General features: G+C 72.5%; 14 protein-coding genes. 9 read left to right on the top strand and 5 right to left on the bottom strand.

Annotated features, from left to right (window positions below; translation table 11 throughout):
* Positions 1 to 18: 18 nt before the first annotated feature.
* Positions 19 to 1,383 carry an MFS transporter gene (locus tag ACH4PY_RS29870; RefSeq protein WP_398189730.1) on the bottom strand — a complete coding sequence of 455 codons (1,365 nt, stop codon included), beginning with the start codon at positions 1,381 to 1,383 and terminating at the stop codon, positions 19 to 21.
* 116 nt (positions 1,384 to 1,499) lie between these two features.
* Between ACH4PY_RS29870 and ACH4PY_RS29865 the strand changes: the two genes are divergently transcribed.
* From ACH4PY_RS29865 to ACH4PY_RS29825, 9 genes are all read left to right on the top strand, one after another.
* Positions 1,500 to 1,994, top strand: coding sequence for a MarR family winged helix-turn-helix transcriptional regulator (locus ACH4PY_RS29865; protein WP_398189727.1), 495 nt, complete (start codon positions 1,500 to 1,502; stop codon positions 1,992 to 1,994).
* Positions 1,995 to 2,171: 177 nt separating this feature from the next.
* The gene (locus ACH4PY_RS29860) at positions 2,172 to 2,375 is read left to right on the top strand and encodes a cold-shock protein (RefSeq protein WP_031512004.1); all 204 of its coding nucleotides are present in this window, start codon (positions 2,172 to 2,174) and stop codon (positions 2,373 to 2,375) included.
* Between the two features lie 88 nt (positions 2,376 to 2,463).
* Positions 2,464 to 4,101 carry a DEAD/DEAH box helicase gene (locus ACH4PY_RS29855; RefSeq protein ID WP_398189723.1) on the top strand — a complete coding sequence of 546 codons (1,638 nt, stop codon included), beginning with the start codon at positions 2,464 to 2,466 and terminating at the stop codon, positions 4,099 to 4,101.
* Between the two features lie 127 nt (positions 4,102 to 4,228).
* Positions 4,229 to 5,146 (top strand): aminoglycoside phosphotransferase family protein, encoded by a 918-nt coding sequence (locus tag ACH4PY_RS29850; RefSeq protein WP_398189720.1) that lies wholly within the window; start codon positions 4,229 to 4,231, stop codon positions 5,144 to 5,146.
* A gap of 445 nt (positions 5,147 to 5,591) precedes the next feature.
* On the top strand, positions 5,592 to 6,551 hold the full coding sequence (locus ACH4PY_RS29845; protein WP_398189718.1) for a carbohydrate ABC transporter permease: 960 nt from the start codon (positions 5,592 to 5,594) through the stop codon (positions 6,549 to 6,551).
* On the top strand, positions 6,548 to 7,483 hold the full coding sequence (locus ACH4PY_RS29840) for a carbohydrate ABC transporter permease (protein ID WP_398189715.1): 936 nt from the start codon (positions 6,548 to 6,550) through the stop codon (positions 7,481 to 7,483). Before ACH4PY_RS29845 ends, ACH4PY_RS29840 begins: the two co-directional genes overlap by 4 nt.
* A gap of 103 nt (positions 7,484 to 7,586) precedes the next feature.
* Complete coding sequence (locus ACH4PY_RS29835) at positions 7,587 to 8,939, top strand: ABC transporter substrate-binding protein (protein WP_398189712.1); 1,353 nt, start codon at positions 7,587 to 7,589, stop codon at positions 8,937 to 8,939.
* Positions 8,940 to 9,176: 237 nt separating this feature from the next.
* Entirely contained in the window at positions 9,177 to 10,172 is a 996-nt protein-coding gene (locus tag ACH4PY_RS29830; protein WP_398189976.1) for a LacI family DNA-binding transcriptional regulator, read from the top strand.
* A gap of 107 nt (positions 10,173 to 10,279) precedes the next feature.
* Entirely contained in the window at positions 10,280 to 12,049 is a 1,770-nt protein-coding gene (locus tag ACH4PY_RS29825) for a beta-galactosidase (protein ID WP_398189710.1), read from the top strand.
* Between the two features lie 80 nt (positions 12,050 to 12,129).
* Here the strand turns inward: ACH4PY_RS29825 and ACH4PY_RS29820 are convergent, their stop codons facing one another.
* The 4 genes from ACH4PY_RS29820 to ACH4PY_RS29805 all read right to left on the bottom strand — a co-directional run bounded on the left by ACH4PY_RS29820 (position 12,130) and on the right by ACH4PY_RS29805 (position 17,584).
* The gene (locus ACH4PY_RS29820; protein ID WP_398189708.1) at positions 12,130 to 13,911 is read right to left on the bottom strand and encodes a hypothetical protein; all 1,782 of its coding nucleotides are present in this window, start codon (positions 13,909 to 13,911) and stop codon (positions 12,130 to 12,132) included.
* 114 nt (positions 13,912 to 14,025) lie between these two features.
* Positions 14,026 to 15,498: an RICIN domain-containing protein gene (locus ACH4PY_RS29815; RefSeq protein ID WP_398189705.1), complete on the bottom strand. Its 1,473-nt coding sequence runs from the start codon at positions 15,496 to 15,498 to the stop codon at positions 14,026 to 14,028.
* A gap of 281 nt (positions 15,499 to 15,779) precedes the next feature.
* On the bottom strand, positions 15,780 to 16,541 hold the full coding sequence (locus ACH4PY_RS29810; RefSeq protein ID WP_398189973.1) for a carbohydrate ABC transporter permease: 762 nt from the start codon (positions 16,539 to 16,541) through the stop codon (positions 15,780 to 15,782).
* Between the two features lie 59 nt (positions 16,542 to 16,600).
* Positions 16,601 to 17,584, bottom strand: coding sequence for a carbohydrate ABC transporter permease (locus ACH4PY_RS29805; protein ID WP_398189702.1), 984 nt, complete (start codon positions 17,582 to 17,584; stop codon positions 16,601 to 16,603).
* Positions 17,585 to 17,610 lie beyond the last annotated feature (26 nt).

Below are 17,610 nucleotides of genomic sequence, written 5' to 3'. Positions count from 1 at the left end.
GCGGACACCCGCGCCGGATCAGACGGCGCCCGCCGCCGGGGCGGGCGGCACGGGGTGCGGGCCGGGCTCGTACCGCAGCAGCGCGGGAGTCCTGGCCGCGGCGAGGACGAGGCCCGCGAGGCAGGCGGCTCCCCCGCTGACGGCGCTGAACGCAGGTGAGACGAGGGAGCCCACCGCGCCCGCCTCGGCGTTGCCCAGCCGCGGTCCGGCCTCGCCGGTCACGAAGCCGACCGCGTTCACCCGGCCGCGCAGGGCGTCCGGGGTGCGGGTCTGGAGGATCGCCGACCGGAAGACACCCCCGACCATGTCCGCCGCGCCCGCGACGGCCAGCAGCGGCACCGCCAGCCACACCGACCGCGCGAGCCCGAACCCGGCGACCGCCAGCCCCCAGCAGCAGCCGGCCGCGAGCAGCGCCCGCCCCTGCCGGCGCACGCCCGGCAGGGCCCCCGACGCCGCGGCCGCGAGCACCCCGCCCGCCGCGGGCGCCGCGTAGAGCAGACCGGCGGTCCGCGGGCCGCCGTGCAACTGCCCCTGCGCGAAGGCGGGGAAGAGGGCGAACGGCATCCCGAACACCGTGTTGTTGACGTCCAGCAGCAGGACCGACCGCAGGGCGGCGTGGTCGCGCACGAACCGCAGACCCTCGGTCACCGACGCCAGCCCCGGGGCGTCCGCCTTCCGCCGGGCGGGCATCGGCGGCAGCCGCAGCGCCGAACGGACCACGAGGACGAAGCTCACCGCGTCCAGCGCATAGGCCGTCGCCGCGCCCGCCGAGGCGATCAGCACCCCGGCGAGCAGCGGACCGGCGACCACGCTCGCCTGGAAGGACATCTGCTGCAGGGCCGCGCCCTCGGTGTACCGCTCCGGCGGCAGCAGCAGCGGCATGAACGTGCGCGAAACGGGCGTGCTGAGCGCGAACAGGCTCGCCTGGACACCCGCGAGCAGCAGGAGCAGCCACAGTTGCCGCACGCCCAGCGCCGCCTGGAGCGCGAACACGGCCGAGACCAGCGCCGACAGCCCCGAGGTCAGGGCGAGCAGCCTGCGGCGGTCGAAGGAGTCCGCCAGGGCCCCGCCGAACAGGCCCAGCGCGATCGTCGGCACCGCCTCCACCAGGCTCACCAGCCCGACCGCCGCCGGTGAGCGCGTCAGCGCGTACACCTGGAGGGGCACCACGACGCCGGTGACCATATTCCCCGTCGTCGAAACGGTCTGGCCGCACCACAGCCGCCGGAAGTCAGGCGAATCCCGCAGCGGCCCGATATCGACCAGCAGTTTCCCGCGTACCGCCCGGCGTAATTCCGTATCCGCCGTCCCGGCCGCGCCCGTGGAATCCGCCGCAGGTGTCCCGGACGGGGACGCGCCGCCGCAATCCGTCGGATCCGCCACGACCGGCACGTTATCCGCGCGCCCGGACGGCGGCAAGACCGCCGCGATCCGCACGACCGGTCGGCGGCGGAACCGCCGGAAAAGGGCCGGGCGCGCCCGGCGGCTAGGATGCGCGCATGGCCGACAGCGACCCGGGCGACCCCACGGAGCAGAGCCTCTGGCGGCCGCTGAGCGTGCTCCAGGCCACGATCGACGCCGACATCGCGCGGATCTACGCCGACCAGCGGATCGAGGGGCTCAAGCCCGCCTACGTGATGGAGCTGCTCCGGCTGCACGCGCGCGGGCCCATGACCATCGCGGAGCTGGCCGAGTCCGTCCGGCGCACGCACTCCGCGCTCAGCCAGAAGGTCGCCGCGATGCGGAAGGCCGGGTGGGTCACGACGGTCGTCGGCGACGACGCGCGGACCAGGAAGGTCGCGCTCACCGACAAGGCCCGCCGGGTGGTCGGGCAGCTGGCGGCCGAGTGGCGGGCCACCGAGGCGGCCCTCGCCGAACTGGAGGCCGAGATCCCCTACCCGCTGTCCCGCGCCGTCGCCGACATCGAGCGGGCACTGGGGCGCCGGAGCTTCCACGACCGGGTCGCCGCGAAGCTGGCCGACGGCTCCGGATGAGCCCGGCGCGGCGGCCACGGGGCCGCCCGACGCGGGGCGCCCGGTCGTGCTACGATGAATGCGTTGCAGTTGTGGTACCCATGAACCTATGTGCGCCTGACGGAAATGTTTCCTGCAGGCGCATTAGTTTTTTCCGGCATCTCCGGATGGGGCCTCTGCCTACTGAAGGAGAAAGTCATGGCACAGGGAACCGTGAAGTGGTTCAACTCCGAAAAGGGTTTCGGATTCATCGAGCAGGACGGCGGCGGCCCGGACGTCTTCGCCCACTACTCGAACATCGCGAGCCAGGGCTTCCGTGAGCTCCACGAGGGCCAGCGGGTCAGCTTCGACGTCACGCAGGGCCAGAAGGGCCCGCAGGCGGAGAACATCGTTCCCGCCTGATCGCAGGAACGCGGAGTAGCTCGCCGGGATCCGCACCGTCACGGTGCGGATCCCGGTTTGTGTTGTATCCAGGAAGGCAGACAGCCGCATGTCCCGCAGGTCCCAGAAGCCGAACGGCCGCGCCGCCGCGCCCGCGTCGTCGGCGCCCGCGTCGCCCAGGGAATTCCGGGTGCCGGAGAGCACGACCCCCGCACTTCCGGCAGTCGAGGAGTTCGCCGACCTGGACATGCCCGCGGCCCTGCTCACGACCCTCACCGCGCAGGGCCTGAGCACACCCTTCCCCATCCAGGCCGCGACGCTGCCCAACTCGCTCGCGGGCCGCGACCTGCTGGGCCGCGGCCGCACCGGCTCCGGCAAGACGCTGGCCTTCGGGCTCGCCCTGCTGGCCCGGACCGCCGGGCTGCGCGCGCAGCCCAAGGCGCCGCTGGCCCTGGTACTCGTCCCCACCCGCGAACTCGCGCAGCAGGTGACGGACGCGCTGACGCCGTACGCGACGGCGGTGAACCTGCGGCTGGCGACCGTGGTCGGCGGGCTGTCGATCACCAAGCAGGCCGCGACGCTGCGGCGCGGTGTCGAGGTCGTCGTGGCGAGCCCCGGCCGGCTCAACGACCTCGTCGACCGCGGGGACTGCGTGCTCGGCGACGTGCGCATCACGGTGCTGGACGAGGCCGACCAGATGACGGACATGGGCTTCCTGCCGCAGATCACCAAGCTGATCCGGCAGGTGCGCCCCGACGGCCAGCGGATGCTCTTCTCGGCCACCCTGGACCACAACATCGACCGCCTGGTGCAGCGGTTCCTGACCGACCCCGTGGTGCACTCGGTGGACCCCTCCGCCGGTGCGGTGACCACGATGGAGCATCACGTGCTCCACCTCCAGGACGAGACCGACAAGAAGACCGTCACCGCGCACATCGCGGCCCGCGACGGTCGGGTCCTGCTCTTCCTCGACACCAAGCGCTCCGCCGACCGGCTCACCAAGCGGCTGCTCGCCGTCGGCGTCCGGGCGGCCGCGCTGCACGGCGGCCGCTCCCAGCCGCAGCGCAACCGGACGCTGGAGCAGTTCCGCAACGGGCAGGTCACCGCGCTCGTCGCGACGAACGTCGCCGCCCGCGGCATACACATCGACGACCTCGACCTCGTGGTGAACGTCGATCCGCCCACCGACCACAAGGACTACCTGCACCGCGGCGGCCGCACCGCCCGCGCGGGCGGTTCCGGCAGCGTGGTCACGCTGGTGCTGCCCGAGCAGAAGCGCGACGTCACCCGGCTGTTCTCGCACGCCGGCATCCGCCCCCGGATCGCCCGCCTCACGTCGAGCGACGCCGAACTGGCCGAGATCACCGGCGCCCGCGTACCGTCCGGCACGCCGGTGACGATCGAGGTCCCGCAGCCCCCCGCCCCCACCAGGACCCGCCCGCCGCGCAAGCCCGCGACACGGTCGGGCGGCCAGGCGGGCGGCAGGTCCGGCGGCCAGGCAGGGGGCAGGTCCGGCGGCCAGCCCGGCGCCCGGTCCGGGGCGCAGCCCGGAACGAAGACCGGCGCCCAGCCCGGACGCCGCCGGTCCGCGGCGTCCGGCTCCGCCTCCGGCGCCTCGGCATCCGCCCGCAAACCGGCCGCCACCGCCGCTTCCGCGGGCCGCGCGGCCACCCAGGGCACGGGCGGCGCGGGCACCCCGGGCCGCAGCTCCCGCCGCCGCGGAGGACGCCGCAACCCCGCGGCCTGAGCACGTCTGCGGTCCGCCGCGCCCTACGAGCACCCCGCCCGGGCGGCTCGTGAGGCGCGGCGGGTGACGGGGCAGCGGGGGGCCGCGGACCGGCGAACCTCCGGTCACCGCACTAGCCTTGCCCGGCATGACGGCCACCGAGACGGACATCACCGAGGACCTGATCCGGGAGCTGCTGCGCGAGCAGTGCCCCGCACTCGCCGACCGCCCCCTCGCGCTGGGCGCGCGCGGCTGGGACAACCAGATCTGGCGGCTGGGCGACGACCTGGCCGTACGGCTGCCCTGGGCGACGCGGTCCGCCGACGAGCTGCTGCGCAACGAGCACGCGTGGCTGCCCGGCCTGGCCCCGGGGCTTCCGCTGCCGGTGCCCGTCCCGCAGTACCTGGGCGAGCCCTCCGCGCGCTTCCCGCGGACCTGGATCGTCACCACCTGGGTGCCCGGCGAGCCGGCCGACCGCGCCCCCGCGACGCGGCCCGCGGAGTCCGCCGACGCGCTGGCCGCCTTCCTCACCGCGCTGCACCGCCCGGCCCCCGCGGGTGCCCCCACCGGGCGCGGCCGCGGCGGACCGCTGTCCGCCACCGCCGGGCACCTCGACGACGCGCTCTCCTCGGCGGCCGAACTCGGCCTGGTGGACGCCCCGGACGCGCTCCGGGCGGTCTGGGAGGACGCCGCGGCGGCCCCCGAGTGGGCGGGCCCGCCGATGTGGCTGCACGGCGACTTGCACCCGGCCAACGTCCTGACCGCCGACGGCACCTTCTGCGGCGTCATCGACTTCGGCGACCTCCTGGCGGGAGATCCAGCCCTCGACCTCGCCGCCGCCTGGATCCTGCTCCCGGACGGCGCCGCCGACCGCTTCCTCGACGCCTACCGCCCCTCCCCCGACCCGGCGACGGTGCGCCGCGCCCGCGGCCACGCGGTGCTGCGCGCCCTGATGTGCCTGCACATCGGCGACGCCGGGGACCACGGGCGTCCCGGCGGCAAGTCCAGCTGGGGACCGCCCGCGCGCGCCGCGCTGCACCGGCTGGCCGCCACCGCCGGCCGGTGAACGGGCGGTGCCCCGGCCTGCGGTGGCGGCCGGGGCACCCCTTGCCCCAAGAACTCGCCAAGAGAGCACGCCCGCGGCGCTGGTAACGCCACCACGCCCCGGGGGACGTATCCGGTCAAGCCGTGCCAGTGCGTCAGAGGTGGGGCCACGGGCGGGTGTTCGCGCAACCATGCGCGCGCCGCAGGAGCACCGCGGCCGGGCAGGCGCCCGGGGAACGCTCCGATCGCCGACCGCGCACGCACCTTGACGGTCCCTGAGGGGCGGTGCGAACATCGCCGTCACCGAGGAGATGTTTACGTAAACAGAGCCCGTTGCCGGGTGATGGTTGCGCAACCATCCCTGCTCCGCCCTGCCCTCCCCCGCCCTCACCTCTGGCGCCCGGCGCCTGGCACCTGCGAGGGGCGAGAGGCGAGAGGCAGGGGTGCCGAACGAATGGATGTGAGTCATGGCTGTCATCTCGCCGCCCCCGGCGGCGGGCCGTCCCGCCTCCGGCCGGGGACGCGGCGGCGCGGGACACGGCGGCAGGCGGACCGCCGGGCGGCGCGGCCTGGCGGGCTGGGGCTTCGTCGCCCCGTTCCTGGCGGCCTTCGCCCTGGTGTTCCTCGCGCCGATCGGCTATTCGGTCTATCTGAGCCTCTACCGGGACCAGTTGATCGGCGGCAACCACTTCGTCGGCCTCGACAACTACCGGCAGGCCTTCACCGACCACGAGTTCTGGTCGGGCGTGTCCCGCGTCGGGCTCTTCCTGCTGATCCAGGTGCCGGTCATGCTCGGCATCGCCCTGCTGATGGCCCTGGCGCTGGACAGCGGCCGGCTGTACGGGCGGGCCTTCTTCCGGATCTCGGTCTTCCTGCCCTACGCGGTGCCCGCCGTCGTCGCCACCCTCATGTGGGGCTTCATGTACGGCAAGCAGTTCGGTCTCGTCGCGAGCATCAACGAACACCTGCACACCTCGCTGCCCGACCCGCTCGCGCCCGGGTGGGTGCTGGCCGGCATCGGCAACATCGTGACCTGGGAGTTCGTCGGCTACAACATGCTCATCTTCTACGCCGCGCTGCGTGTCGTCCCCGGCTCGCTCTACGAGGCGGCGGAGATCGACGGCGCCGGGCAGTGGCGGATCATCACCGCGATCAAGCTCCCGGCGATCCGCGGCGCCCTCGTCATCGCCACCGTCTTCTCGGTGATCGGCAGCTTCCAGCTGTTCAACGAGCCCAGCATCCTCAAGGGCCTGGCGCCGAACGCCATCACCACCTACTTCACCCCGAACCTCTACACCTTCTCGCTGGCCTTCTCCGGCCGGCAGCAGAACTACGCGGCGACGGTCGCCATCGTCATGGGAGTCGTCACGATGATCGTCGCCTACGCCGTCCAGCTGCGCGGCATGCGCAAGGAGCCGACCCGATGACCGCCGACACCGACACCCGCATCCGCACCGGCACCGGCACCGCCGCTGAACGGGGCGCACGGCGCGCGTCCCGACGCCACACCCCGGGACGGCCCCGCCGCAGCGTGCTGCTGACCGCGCTGACGTCGATCGTCGTGCTGTACTCGCTCGTCCCGCTGGCCTGGCTCGTCGTCAACGCGTGCAAGACCCAGCCCAAGCTGCTCAGCACCTTCGGACTGTGGTTCGGCGGCCACTTCGCCCTGTGGGACAACATCCGGCAGACCGTCACCTACGACGACCACATCTTCCTGCGCTGGCTGCTCAACACGCTGCTGTACGTGGTGCTCGGGGCGGGCGGCGCGACCTTCCTGGCGGTGCTGGGCGGCTACGGCCTCGCGAAGTTCGACTTCGCGGGCAGGCGGGCGGTGTTCGCCGTGGTCATCGGCGCCGTCGCCGTGCCCGGCGCCGCGCTCGCGGTGCCGACGTTCCTGATGTTCAGCAAGATGGGCCTGACCGACACCCCGTGGGCCGTCGTCGTCCCGTCGCTGGTCTCGCCCTTCGGGCTCTACCTGATGTGGGTGTTCGCCGCCGAGGCGATCCCGGACGAGCTGCTGGAGGCGGCCCGGGTGGACGGCTCCGGGGAGCTGCGCACCTTCTTCCGCATCAGCCTGCCGCTGCTGGCCCCCGGCATCGTCACCGTACTGCTCTTCACCATGGTCGCGACCTGGAACAACTACTTCCTGCCGCTGATCATGATCAAGAACCCGGACTGGTACCCGCTGACCGTCGGTCTGAACTCGTGGAACCAGCAGGCCCTGACGGCGGGCGGCCAGCCGGTGTTCAACCTGGTCGTCACCGGATCGCTGCTGACCGTCGTGCCGCTCGTGGCGGCCTTCCTGCTGCTCCAGCGCTACTGGCAGTCCGGTCTGGCCGCCGGGAGCGTCAAGGAGTGAGCCCCGCCCCCGACGCGGCCCCTTCCCCGGACGTCCCTCCCCCACCCTCCCGCCCCTTGCCGTCCCGTCCGAACGGGACCTACGCACAACGGAGTGAAACGAGATGAGAAACAGAGCGCTTCGCCGCTGGGTCACCGCCGTGGCCGTCCTCGCCGCCTCGGCGACGGGACTCACCGCCTGCGGGTCGTCCGGCGGCTCCGACTCGTCGTCCGGCAGCGGCGGGGCGTCCGGCGCGGACGCGGTCACGTCGGCACTGGCCAAGGGCGGGTCCCTCACCGTGTGGGCGTGGGAGCCGACGCTCAAGCAGGTGGTCGCCGACTTCCGGGCGAAGTACCCCAAGGTGCACATCAAGCTGGTCAACGCGGGCACCGGCAACGACCAGTACACCGCGCTGCAGAACGCCGTCCAGGCGGGCAAGGGCGTCCCGGACGTCGCACAGATCGAGTACTACGCGCTCGGCCAGTTCGCGCTCGGCAAGTCGGTCGCGGACCTGAGCGCCTTCGGCGCCAAGGGGCTGGAGAAGAGCTACTCCCCCGGCCCGTGGAATTCGGTGAACATCGACGGCGGGGTCTTCGGGCTGCCGATGGACTCCGGCCCCATGGCGCTCTTCTACAACAAGAAGGTCTTCGACACCTACAAGCTCCCCGTGCCCACGACGTGGGCCCAGTACGTCGACGACGCCCGCAAGCTGCACCAGGCCGACCCCAAGGCGTACATCACCAGCGACACCGGCGACGCCGGTATGACCACCAGCCTCATCTGGCAGGCGGGCGGCAAGCCGTACAAGGTCGACGGCACCAAGGTGTCGGTCGACTTCGGCAGTGACTCCGGCACCGCCACCTTCACCGGGCAATGGCAGCAACTGGTCTCCGAACACCTGGTCTCGCCGGTGACGCCGTGGAGCGACCAGTGGTACAAGGGCCTGGGCGACGGGACCATCGCCACGCTCGCCACCGGCGCCTGGATGCCGGCCAACTTCAGCTCGGGCGTCAAGGACGCGGCGGGCGACTGGCGGGTGGCGCCGCTGCCGCAGTGGCAGGCCGGCGGGCACGCGAGCGCCGAGAACGGCGGCAGCTCGCTCGCGGTCATGCAGGGCGGCGACCACAAGGCGCTGGCCTACGCCTTCCTGCAGTACGCGAACCAGGGCGCCGGGGTGCAGACCCGCGTCAAGGGCGGCGCCTTCCCGGCGACCACGGCGGACCTGGACTCACCGGCCTTCCAGAACGAGCAGTTCCCCTACTTCGGCGGCCAGCAGGCCAACAAGATCTTCGCCGAGTCCGCGAAGAACGTCCTGCCCGGCTGGTCGTACCTGCCGTACCAGGTTTACGCGAACTCCGTCTTCAACGACACCGTCGGCAAGGCGTACGTGTCCTCGACGACGCTGAAGGACGGCCTCAAGGCGTGGCAGGAAAAATCGATCTCCTACGGCACGCAGCAGGGCTTCAGCATGGGCTGACCTGCCCGCGCCTATGATTGCGCAATCACTCAAGGGCCGTTCCCCGCCCGCCCGCGCGGGCCGGGCGCGGCCCGCGCGGAGGACGACCACCGCGCCGCCGGACACGGCGGGGCGCCAGCAAGGGGTACGACGGTGAGCGACAGCACGACGACCGGTCCGGTGCCGCCGGCCTCCATCCCGCCCGCCCCGAGCGCCCCGCCCGCCGCCGAGGCCGGCCGCCGGCGGCGCGGCGCGTCGATGGCGGACGTCGCCAAGCTCGCCGGGGTGTCGGCGCAGACCGTCTCCCGGGTCTCCAACGGCTTCCCGGGAGTCGTGGAGGCGACCCGGCAGCAGGTGCTGGCGGCGATGAAGGAGCTGGGCTACCGGCCGAACAGCGCGGCCCGCGCCCTCAAGCGCGGCGACTTCCGCACCCTCGGCGTCATCCTCTTCAACATGTCGACGACCGGCAACATGCGCACGCTGGAGGCGATCGCGACCTCGGCGGCGGAGGAGGGTTACGCCACCACGCTGCTGCCGGTGACCGTGCCGACGCAGGACGAGGTGCGCGGAGCCTTCACCCGGCTCGGCGAGCTGGCGGTCGACGGCATCGTGATCGTCATGGAGGTGCACCTCCTGGACACCGCCACGGTGTCGCTTCCGCCCAGCGCCCAGGTGGTCGTGGTCGACTCCAACGCCGGCGAACGCTACAGCGTGGTCGACACCGACCAGGCGGGCGGCGCGGCGGCGGCCGTGCGGCACCTGCTCGGCCTCGGGCACCGCACGGTGTGGCACGTGGCCGGCCCCGAGGAGTCGTTCGCCGCGGAGCGCCGCATCGCGGGCTGGGCGGACGCGCTGGCCGGGTGGGGCCGGCTCGGGCCCGTACTGCTGCGCGGCGACTGGTCGGCGGAGTCCGGATACCGCGCCGGGCGACAGCTGCTGAGGCACTCCGGCTGCACCGCCGTTTTCGTCGCCAACGACCAGATGGCGCTGGGCGTGTTGCGCGCCCTGCACGAGGCGGGCCGCCGGGTGCCGGAGGACATAAGCGTCGTCGGCTTCGACGACATCCCGGAGGCCGCCTCCTACACGCCGCCGCTGACGACCGTCCGCCAGGACTTCGCCGAGGTCGGTCGCCGCTGTGTGGCGACCGTGCTGCGGCAGATCCGCAACGGCGCGGCGGAGCGCGGTACGGACCTGGTGCCCACCCGGCTGGTCGTCCGCGCCAGTTCCGCGCCGCCGCCCGCATACAGCGACTGACCCTGCCGGATCCGTGCCCGCACGTTCGGGACGGGTCCGTGCGCGCGTGTGATGTTTGCGCAACCACCATCGTCAACCACCCACTCCCCCGCGGAGGACCGCGACCCATGCCCGTACTGCAGATCGACAGGGACGAATTCCGGCTGGACGGCGAGCCGTTCCGCATCCTCTCCGGCGCACTGCACTACTTCCGCGTGCACCCCGCCCAGTGGCGCGACCGGCTGCGCAAGGCCCGGCTGCTCGGGCTCAACACCGTCGACACGTACGTGCCGTGGAATCTGCACGAGCCCCGCCCCGGCATCTTCACCTGGGGAGACGGGCTCGATCTGGAACGGTTCCTGCGGCTGGCCCGCGAGGAGGGCCTGTACGTGCTGCTGCGCCCGGGACCGTACATCTGCGGCGAGTGGGAGGGCGGCGGGCTGCCGTGCTGGCTACTGGCCGAACCGGACATCCGGCTGCGCAGCACCGATCCGCGCTACCTCGACGCCGTCGGGCGCTTCTTCGCCGAGCTGCTGCCGCGTGCGGCGCCGCACCTGGCCACCCGGGGCGGGCCGGTCGTCGCGGTGCAGGTGGAGAACGAGTTCGGCGCCTACGGCGACGACCAGCTGTATCTGCGCACTCTGGTGGAGCTGTTGCGGCGGCACGCGGTGGACGTCCCGCTGTTCACGTGCGACCAGCCCGCCGACCTCACGCGCGGCTCGGTGCCGGGTGTGCTGGCGACCGCGAACTTCGGCAGCCGGGTCGCGGAGAACCTCGCCGCGCTGCGCGCGCACCGGCCCGAAGGCCCGCTGATGTGCACGGAGTTCTGGAACGGCTGGTTCGACCGCTGGGGCGGCGTCCACGCCGAGCGCCCGGCCGCGGCGGCCGCCGCCGACCTCGACCGGCTGCTCACGGCGGGGGCGAGCGTCAGCCTCTACATGTTCCACGGCGGCACCAACTTCGGCTTCACCAACGGCGCCAACGACAAGGGCACCTACCGGCCGACCGTCACGTCCTACGACTACGACGCGCCGCTGGACGAGGCGGGCGACCCGACGCCGAAGTTCGCCGCCTTCCGCGAGGTGATCGCCCGCCACGCCCCCGTCCCCGGCGGACCGCTTCCCCCGCCGTCGAAGAAGCTGAACCAGCTCGGCATCGCGCTCACCTCGCGCGCCCCGCTGCTTGCGCGAACATCCGCCCTCGGCCTCCCGGTCCCCGGTGAACGCCCGCTGACCATGGAGGAGCTTGCCGCTCGGCACGGCGCCGGAAACGGTCTCGGGTTCGTGCTCTACCGGACCCGGCTGACGGCCGCCGGTCCGGTCCTGCTGCACGCTCCGGGCGTGCGCGACCGGGCCCAGGTTTTCGTGAACACGCAGCCCGCGGGAGTCCTGGAGCGCGAGAGCCACGAGCAGGCGCTGACCCTCACCGTCCCGGCCGCGGGCGCGGAGCTGGCCCTGCTGGTGGAGAACCAGGGCCGGGTCAACTACGGGCCGGGGCTGCACGACCGCAAGGGCCTGACCGGGCCCGTGACCGCGAACGGCGAGCCGCTGACCGGCTGGACGTCCACCGCGCTGCCGCTGGACGACCTGTCGGGCCTGGACTTCGCCGCCGCCGGGCCGCTGCCGGTCGCCGGGCCGGTCTTCCACCGCGGTGAGTTCGACGTGGCCGAGCCCGCCGACACGTACCTCGACCTCACCGGCTGGACCAAGGGCTGCGCCTGGGTGAACGGTTTCGCGCTGGGCCGCTACTGGTCGCGCGGTCCGCAGCGCCGGCTGTACGTGCCGGGGCCGGTGCTGCGCAGGGGGCGCAACGAGATCGTCGTCCTGGAGCTGCACGCGACCGCCCGCGCGGCGGTGGACCTGCGCGACACCCCGGACCTCGGACCGACGCAGGAGTGACCGGCGCCGCGCGTCGCCGTCCGTCCCGGGCCGCCTCCTCGGCGGCTGCGGGTCGGACGGCGACGGCACCTGCCTCGTGCTCAGGAGAGCGTGATGCTGTCCAGCTCGGCGTAGCCGGTGCCCCCGGCGAAGTTGGGTGAGCCCTTGGCGAGCCGGATCATGTTGTATCCCGCCTTGAGGCTGACGCCGACCGTGGCCGTGCCTGTCGGGTGACCCCAGCCCGAGCCGGTGGGCGGGTAGGTGACGGTGGACCAGGCGCCGCCGTCGTAGGCCAGTCCCTGGGTGGCGTCAGCTCCGGTGGCGTTGGCGTACGTGATGCTCATCGTGTACGTCCGGGCCGACGGTACGTTGACGAGGAAGTCGACGAAGCTGTCGTTGCGCATGTCGGTGGCGTTGTCGATCTGTCCGACGTAACCACCGTTGGAGGCGGCCGAGGAGCTGAGGCGGTTGGCGCCCACGACGGTGGCGTTCTCGGCCTCGTAGGTCTGCTGCCAGCTCGGCGCGCCGGAGGACGGCGTGACGAGCAGTTGGTAGGCGTCGACGGCGTCCATCCCGGCGACGGGGATGGTGACGCTGCCATCCGAGGCCACGGTGTAGGTGGTGGTCGACACGGTGACCGGCGCGGCCTCGTTGGTGTGCCGTCCGGTGTTCTCCGTGCGGGACAGCACCGCCTTGACCTGCGAGCCGAACGCGCCCATCCCGGTGAGGCGTACGGTGTTGGCGCCACTGTCACCGCCGAAGACGACGTTGACCTGCTTGCGGCTCGCGTCGTAGGAGGCCACGCCGTCCAGCCAGGACTGCGGCACGGTCTGGACGACGTTCCCCGACTGGTCGCCGTACCACTTGTAGGCCCAGTAGGACGCGGTCGGCGCGTTGTTGTAGAGCAGGCCGTCGAGGGTGCCCGCCTCGTACCAGTAGGCGCGCTCCGCGTCGTGGATGCCCGCGCGTTCGAAGGCGGCCATGTAGTGGACGCCGATGCTGGGCTGGTCGACCTGGCCCGGCGAGGCGTACTCGTTGATGGAGACGGGGATGTGCGGCAGGCCGAGCGAGGTCTCGACGGCCCGGAAGTCGTCCACGTGCGCCTGGACGTTCTGGTAGCTGAAGTCCCCCAGCTCGTGCCAGACCGCGACCGCGGGCAGGGTGCCGGTGTTCTTGGCGTTGAGCATGAAGCTGTACATCCAGTCGTGGTTGTAGGCGGATTCGCCCGGACCCACGATGGGGGTGACGGTGTCGATCGCGCGGATGTCGTGGTAAGTGCGCGTCCAGGCGTCCAGGTAGCTGCCGGCGTTGCCGCCGGTGCTGGTGGTCCAGTTGGCGTCGGGCTCGTTCCAGATCTCGTAGCCCGCGATGCCGGTCGTCGTGTTAGCGCTCACACGCGATTGCACCATCGTCTTGACCTTGGACTCCCAGTCCGCCCAGCTCACCCAGTTGTAGGGGAAGGTCTTGAAGATGTCGGGCAGACGGATGTACTGCTGACCGCCGGAGTCGGTGACCTTGCCGCTGACCTGCAGCGCGTCGCAGCAGGGGTGGGTCGCGCCGTTGCCGAGCTGCTGAGTGCCCGGCGGGGGCTGGGTGAAGGTGTTGACGTGCAGCGGGTAGAGCCGGTCGAGCGGCGGGGTGCCGGCGGTGTCCACGCCGTAGAGGCCGCCTGCCGCGACGTGCGTGACCGGCCGGACGGTGGTGCCGACGTTGACCGTCAGGGTGTTGCCCGCGGCGTGCGCGGGGGACGCGACGCCGAGCGTCAGGGCGGCGAGCACCCCCGCGAGCGCGGCGCGCGGCACCGCGCGCCGGGCGAGGTGCCCGGTCCGGAGTGTGCGCGGGGGCGCGCCGCGGGTCGGCAGGGCAGGGGCGGGGAAGGACATGGCGTCTCCCGGTGGGGCGAGGGGATGGTGGTGGGGGTGGTCGGTGGGGGGTGATCGGGTGGGGTGGCGGCCCGGGTCCCCGGCCTGTGCCGGGGACCCGGGCTCCCGGTCGGATCAGCCGAGCGACCAGGTCTGGTTGCTGCCGCCGTTGGCGCCCCACTGCTCGACGAGGGCGCCGTCGGCCGTGGAGCCGCTGACCACGTCGGCGACCAGGCCGCTGCCGAGGTTGACCAGGACGTAGGAGGAGTTGGACCCGGATGTGTAGCCGCCGGTGGCCTGGAGGATCCAGCGCTGGTCGGCCGCCCCGTCGGCGCCGCGGATGTCCAGCCGGGTGCCGGCCGCGGTGGAGGCGCCGGGGACGTCGAGCGGCTTGCCGCTGCCCACGCCGGTCACGGTGTAGGTGCTGCCGCCGACGCGGTGCAGGGTCCACTGCTGGTTGGTGCCGGAGTTGGCGCTCCACTGCTCGACGGCGGAGCCGTCCGCGGTCGCGGCGTCCTTGACGTCGAGCTGCTTGCCACTGTTGGCGGCGGTGATTCGGTAGGTGGCGTCGGCGGGGTTGCTCGTGCCGGTCCAGGTGCCGGCCGCGGTGTCGAGGGTCCAGGAGTTCTGCCAGGAGACCGCCGCCGTGCCACCGCCCAGGGTCAGCGGCAGCCACACCTCGGGCGAGGAGCCGAGGTCGGCGGTGGTCCAGCGGTCGGCGGCGAAGACGTACGCCGTGCCGCCGGTGCCAGCGACCGGGATCACGTTGGCGGTCTGGGAGTTGTAGGTGTGCGTCCCGACCGGCGCGACGGGGCGGAAGGCCGACCAGGTACCGGTCAGCGAGGTCGCGGTGGCGTAGACGTTGTCGTTGGTGGACCAGCCGGTGAGGCTGGAGCCGAAGAGGTAGTAGCGGCCGTCCGCCTTGACCATCGCGGGGGCCTCGTAGTCGCCGAAGACGTGGACGGACGAGGTGACGGAAAGGTAGTCGGCCGACAGCCGGTCGATCCGCAGCCCGTTGGCGCGGTCCTCGGTCAGCAGGTAGGCCGAGCCGTCGGTGTCCTGGAACAGGCCGATGTCGCGGCTCTGCTGGCCCAGCGGCTGGAAGCTGCCGCGGTAGCTGTACGGCCCGCAGGGGGTGCTGCTGGTGGCGACGCCGACCTTGGCCTCGCCGTAGGAGCTGCTGTCGATGTGCAGGTACATCACATAGGTGGCCGTGGTTGCGTTGTACAGCACCTTGGGGCGCTCGACGACGCGGTTCGGTCCGAGGTCGCCGCTGCTCTGCCGGGTCAGGGCGTCGTTCTGCCGGGTCCAGTGGGCGAGGTCGGCCGAGCTGTAGCAGGCGACGGACTGGAAGGCCGCGTTCGAGGACGACTCCCCCGCCTTGTTCTCGCCGAATCCGTACCAGGTCGAGCCTGCCTTGACGATGCCCAGGCCGTGCAGCTGAAGGGCGTTGCCCGCGGTGTCCTGCCAGGCGGCGCCGGGGGTGAACGTCGCCGCGGCGGCCGCGGCGGCGGGGCCCGCACCGGCGACGGCGCCGCCCGTGGCCGCGACCAGGGCCATGACGACCAGCAGCCCCAGTCGGCGCAGGGCCCGCCGGGCGCGGGACACGGAGCCGGCCAGGAACGGGGACGGAGACGGGGATGGGGATGGGGATGGGAACGCGAACAGCCGCAGGGAACGGGGACGGTCGGGCGGTGTGGACGGTGTGCGCAGAGCCGGTGGGGCGGACATCGCGTCACCTCTCAGGGGGTCGAAGCGGGAGGAACCACGTAGGTTTGCGTAAACATCTGGTCGCGGCGAGTGTCCCCGCCCCTTCCGGGACCGTCAAGGCTTCCCGCAACCGGCGGCCCGCCGCCCGCAGGCGTCTCGCGCGGCGGACCGCCGGCCCCTCAGTCCTTCACGGCTCCCGCGGTCACCCCGGCGGCGACGTAGCGCTGCGCCAGCACCAGCAGCACCGCGGCGGGAACGGAGGCGACGACGGCGGTGGCCATGATGGCGTTCCACTCCTGGTTGTTGTTGCCGATGTACTTGTAGATGCCGAGCGTGATGGGCCGCATGCTGCCGCCCCCGTCGAGGGTGTTGGCGAAGACGAAGTCCGACCACGCCCACAGGAAGCTGAACAGCGAGACGGTGACGACCGCGTTGCGGCTGACGGGCAGCACGACGGAGGTGAAGGTGCGCCAGACGTTCGCCCCGTCGATCCGTGCCGCCGCGATCAGCTCGTCCGGGATGCCGGACATGAAGGCCGCGAAGATCATGACACCGAAGGGCACCGCGATGGTGGAGTCCGCGATCACCAAGCCCCACCAGGTGTCCATGACGCCGAGGTTGAGGAAGATCCCGTAGAAGCCCATCGCCATGACGATGCCCGGAATCATCTGGGCGACCAGCAGGAGCAGACCGACCGCCCCGGCCCCGCGCGGGCGCAGCTTGGCCAGCGCGTAGCCGGCCGGGGCGGCGAGCGCGAGGGTCAGGGCGACGGTGCCGAGGCCGATCAGCAGGCTGGTGCCCAGGTTGGGCAGCTGGTCCCGGACCACGGCCCGGTAGCCGCTGAAGGTGGCGTGCAGCGGCAGCAGGTCGGGCGGGTCCTTGCGCATGTCCTGCTGCGGGGTGAGCGAGACGTTGATCATCCAGTAGACCGGGAAGAGCATGATCGCGGTCAGCACGACGCCGATGACGGTGTACCGGCGGGAACGCCGGGCGCGGGAGGTCACGCCAGTCTCCTCTGGACGCGGATGTAGAACAGCCCGAAGAACAGGGCGATCAGGATCAGGATGTTGCCGACCGCGGCGCCGGGCCCGAACTCCGGGAGCAGCGAGCCGAATCCGAAGCGGTAGGACCAGGTCGCCAGCGTCGACGAGGAGTCGCCGGGACCGCCCTTCGTCATGATCCAGATCAGGTCGAAGACCTTGAGCGTGTAGACCAGCCCCAGCAGCAGGGTGATCGCCGAGACCGGCCGCAGCAGCGGGAAGGTGATCCGCCGGAACTGCTGCCAGCCGCTCGCCCCGTCCAGGCTCGCCGCCTCGTACAGCTCGGCCGGGATGTTCTGCAGGCCGCTGTAGAGGATGACCAGGTTGAAGGGGATGCCGATCCAGATGTTTGCGATGATCACGGAGGTCAGCGCCCAGTGCGGCGAGGCGAGCCAGGCCACCGGGTCGACACCCACGAAGTGCAGAGCGTAGTTCACCACCCCGGACTCGCTGTTGAACATCCACGACCAGGTGGACGCCGACACGATCAGCGGCAGCAGCCACGGGACGAGGAACAGCGCCCGCAGCGTGGGCGCGAGCCGGAAGCGCCGGTTGAAGAACACCGCGAGCGCCAGCCCCAGGGCGTACTGGAAGAGGATGGACACCAGGGTGAAGACCATCGTGTTGCGCAGTGTGCCCACGAAGGCCGGGTCCTGGACGACCTGCCGGAAGTTGTCGAGCCCGGAGTAGGGCGCGCCGCCCTGTACGAAGGAGCGGACCGTGTAATGCCGGACCGACAGGTCGACGTTGCGGTAGAGCGGATAGGCGTAGAAGGCCCCCAGGTAGGCGACGACCGGGGCGACGAACGCCCAGGCCACCAGCTGGGAGGGGTTCGCCCCGCGCCTGCGGGGCCGGGCGGGCTGTCGGTCGGGCCGGACGCCGGCCGGCTCCGTCCCGGCAACGGCCGGTCGGCGCTCCAGGCTCCCGGCGCGGGTGGTGACCATGCGCGTGACTCCTCGGTCTGCCGTCG

The sequence above is a fragment of the Streptomyces sp. NPDC021224 genome, from assembly GCF_044332905.1.
Lineage (GTDB): Bacteria > Actinomycetota > Actinomycetes > Streptomycetales > Streptomycetaceae > Actinacidiphila.
The sequence above is the reverse complement of the archived record's forward strand: the minus strand, read 5'-3'. Positions and strand labels throughout refer to the sequence as shown.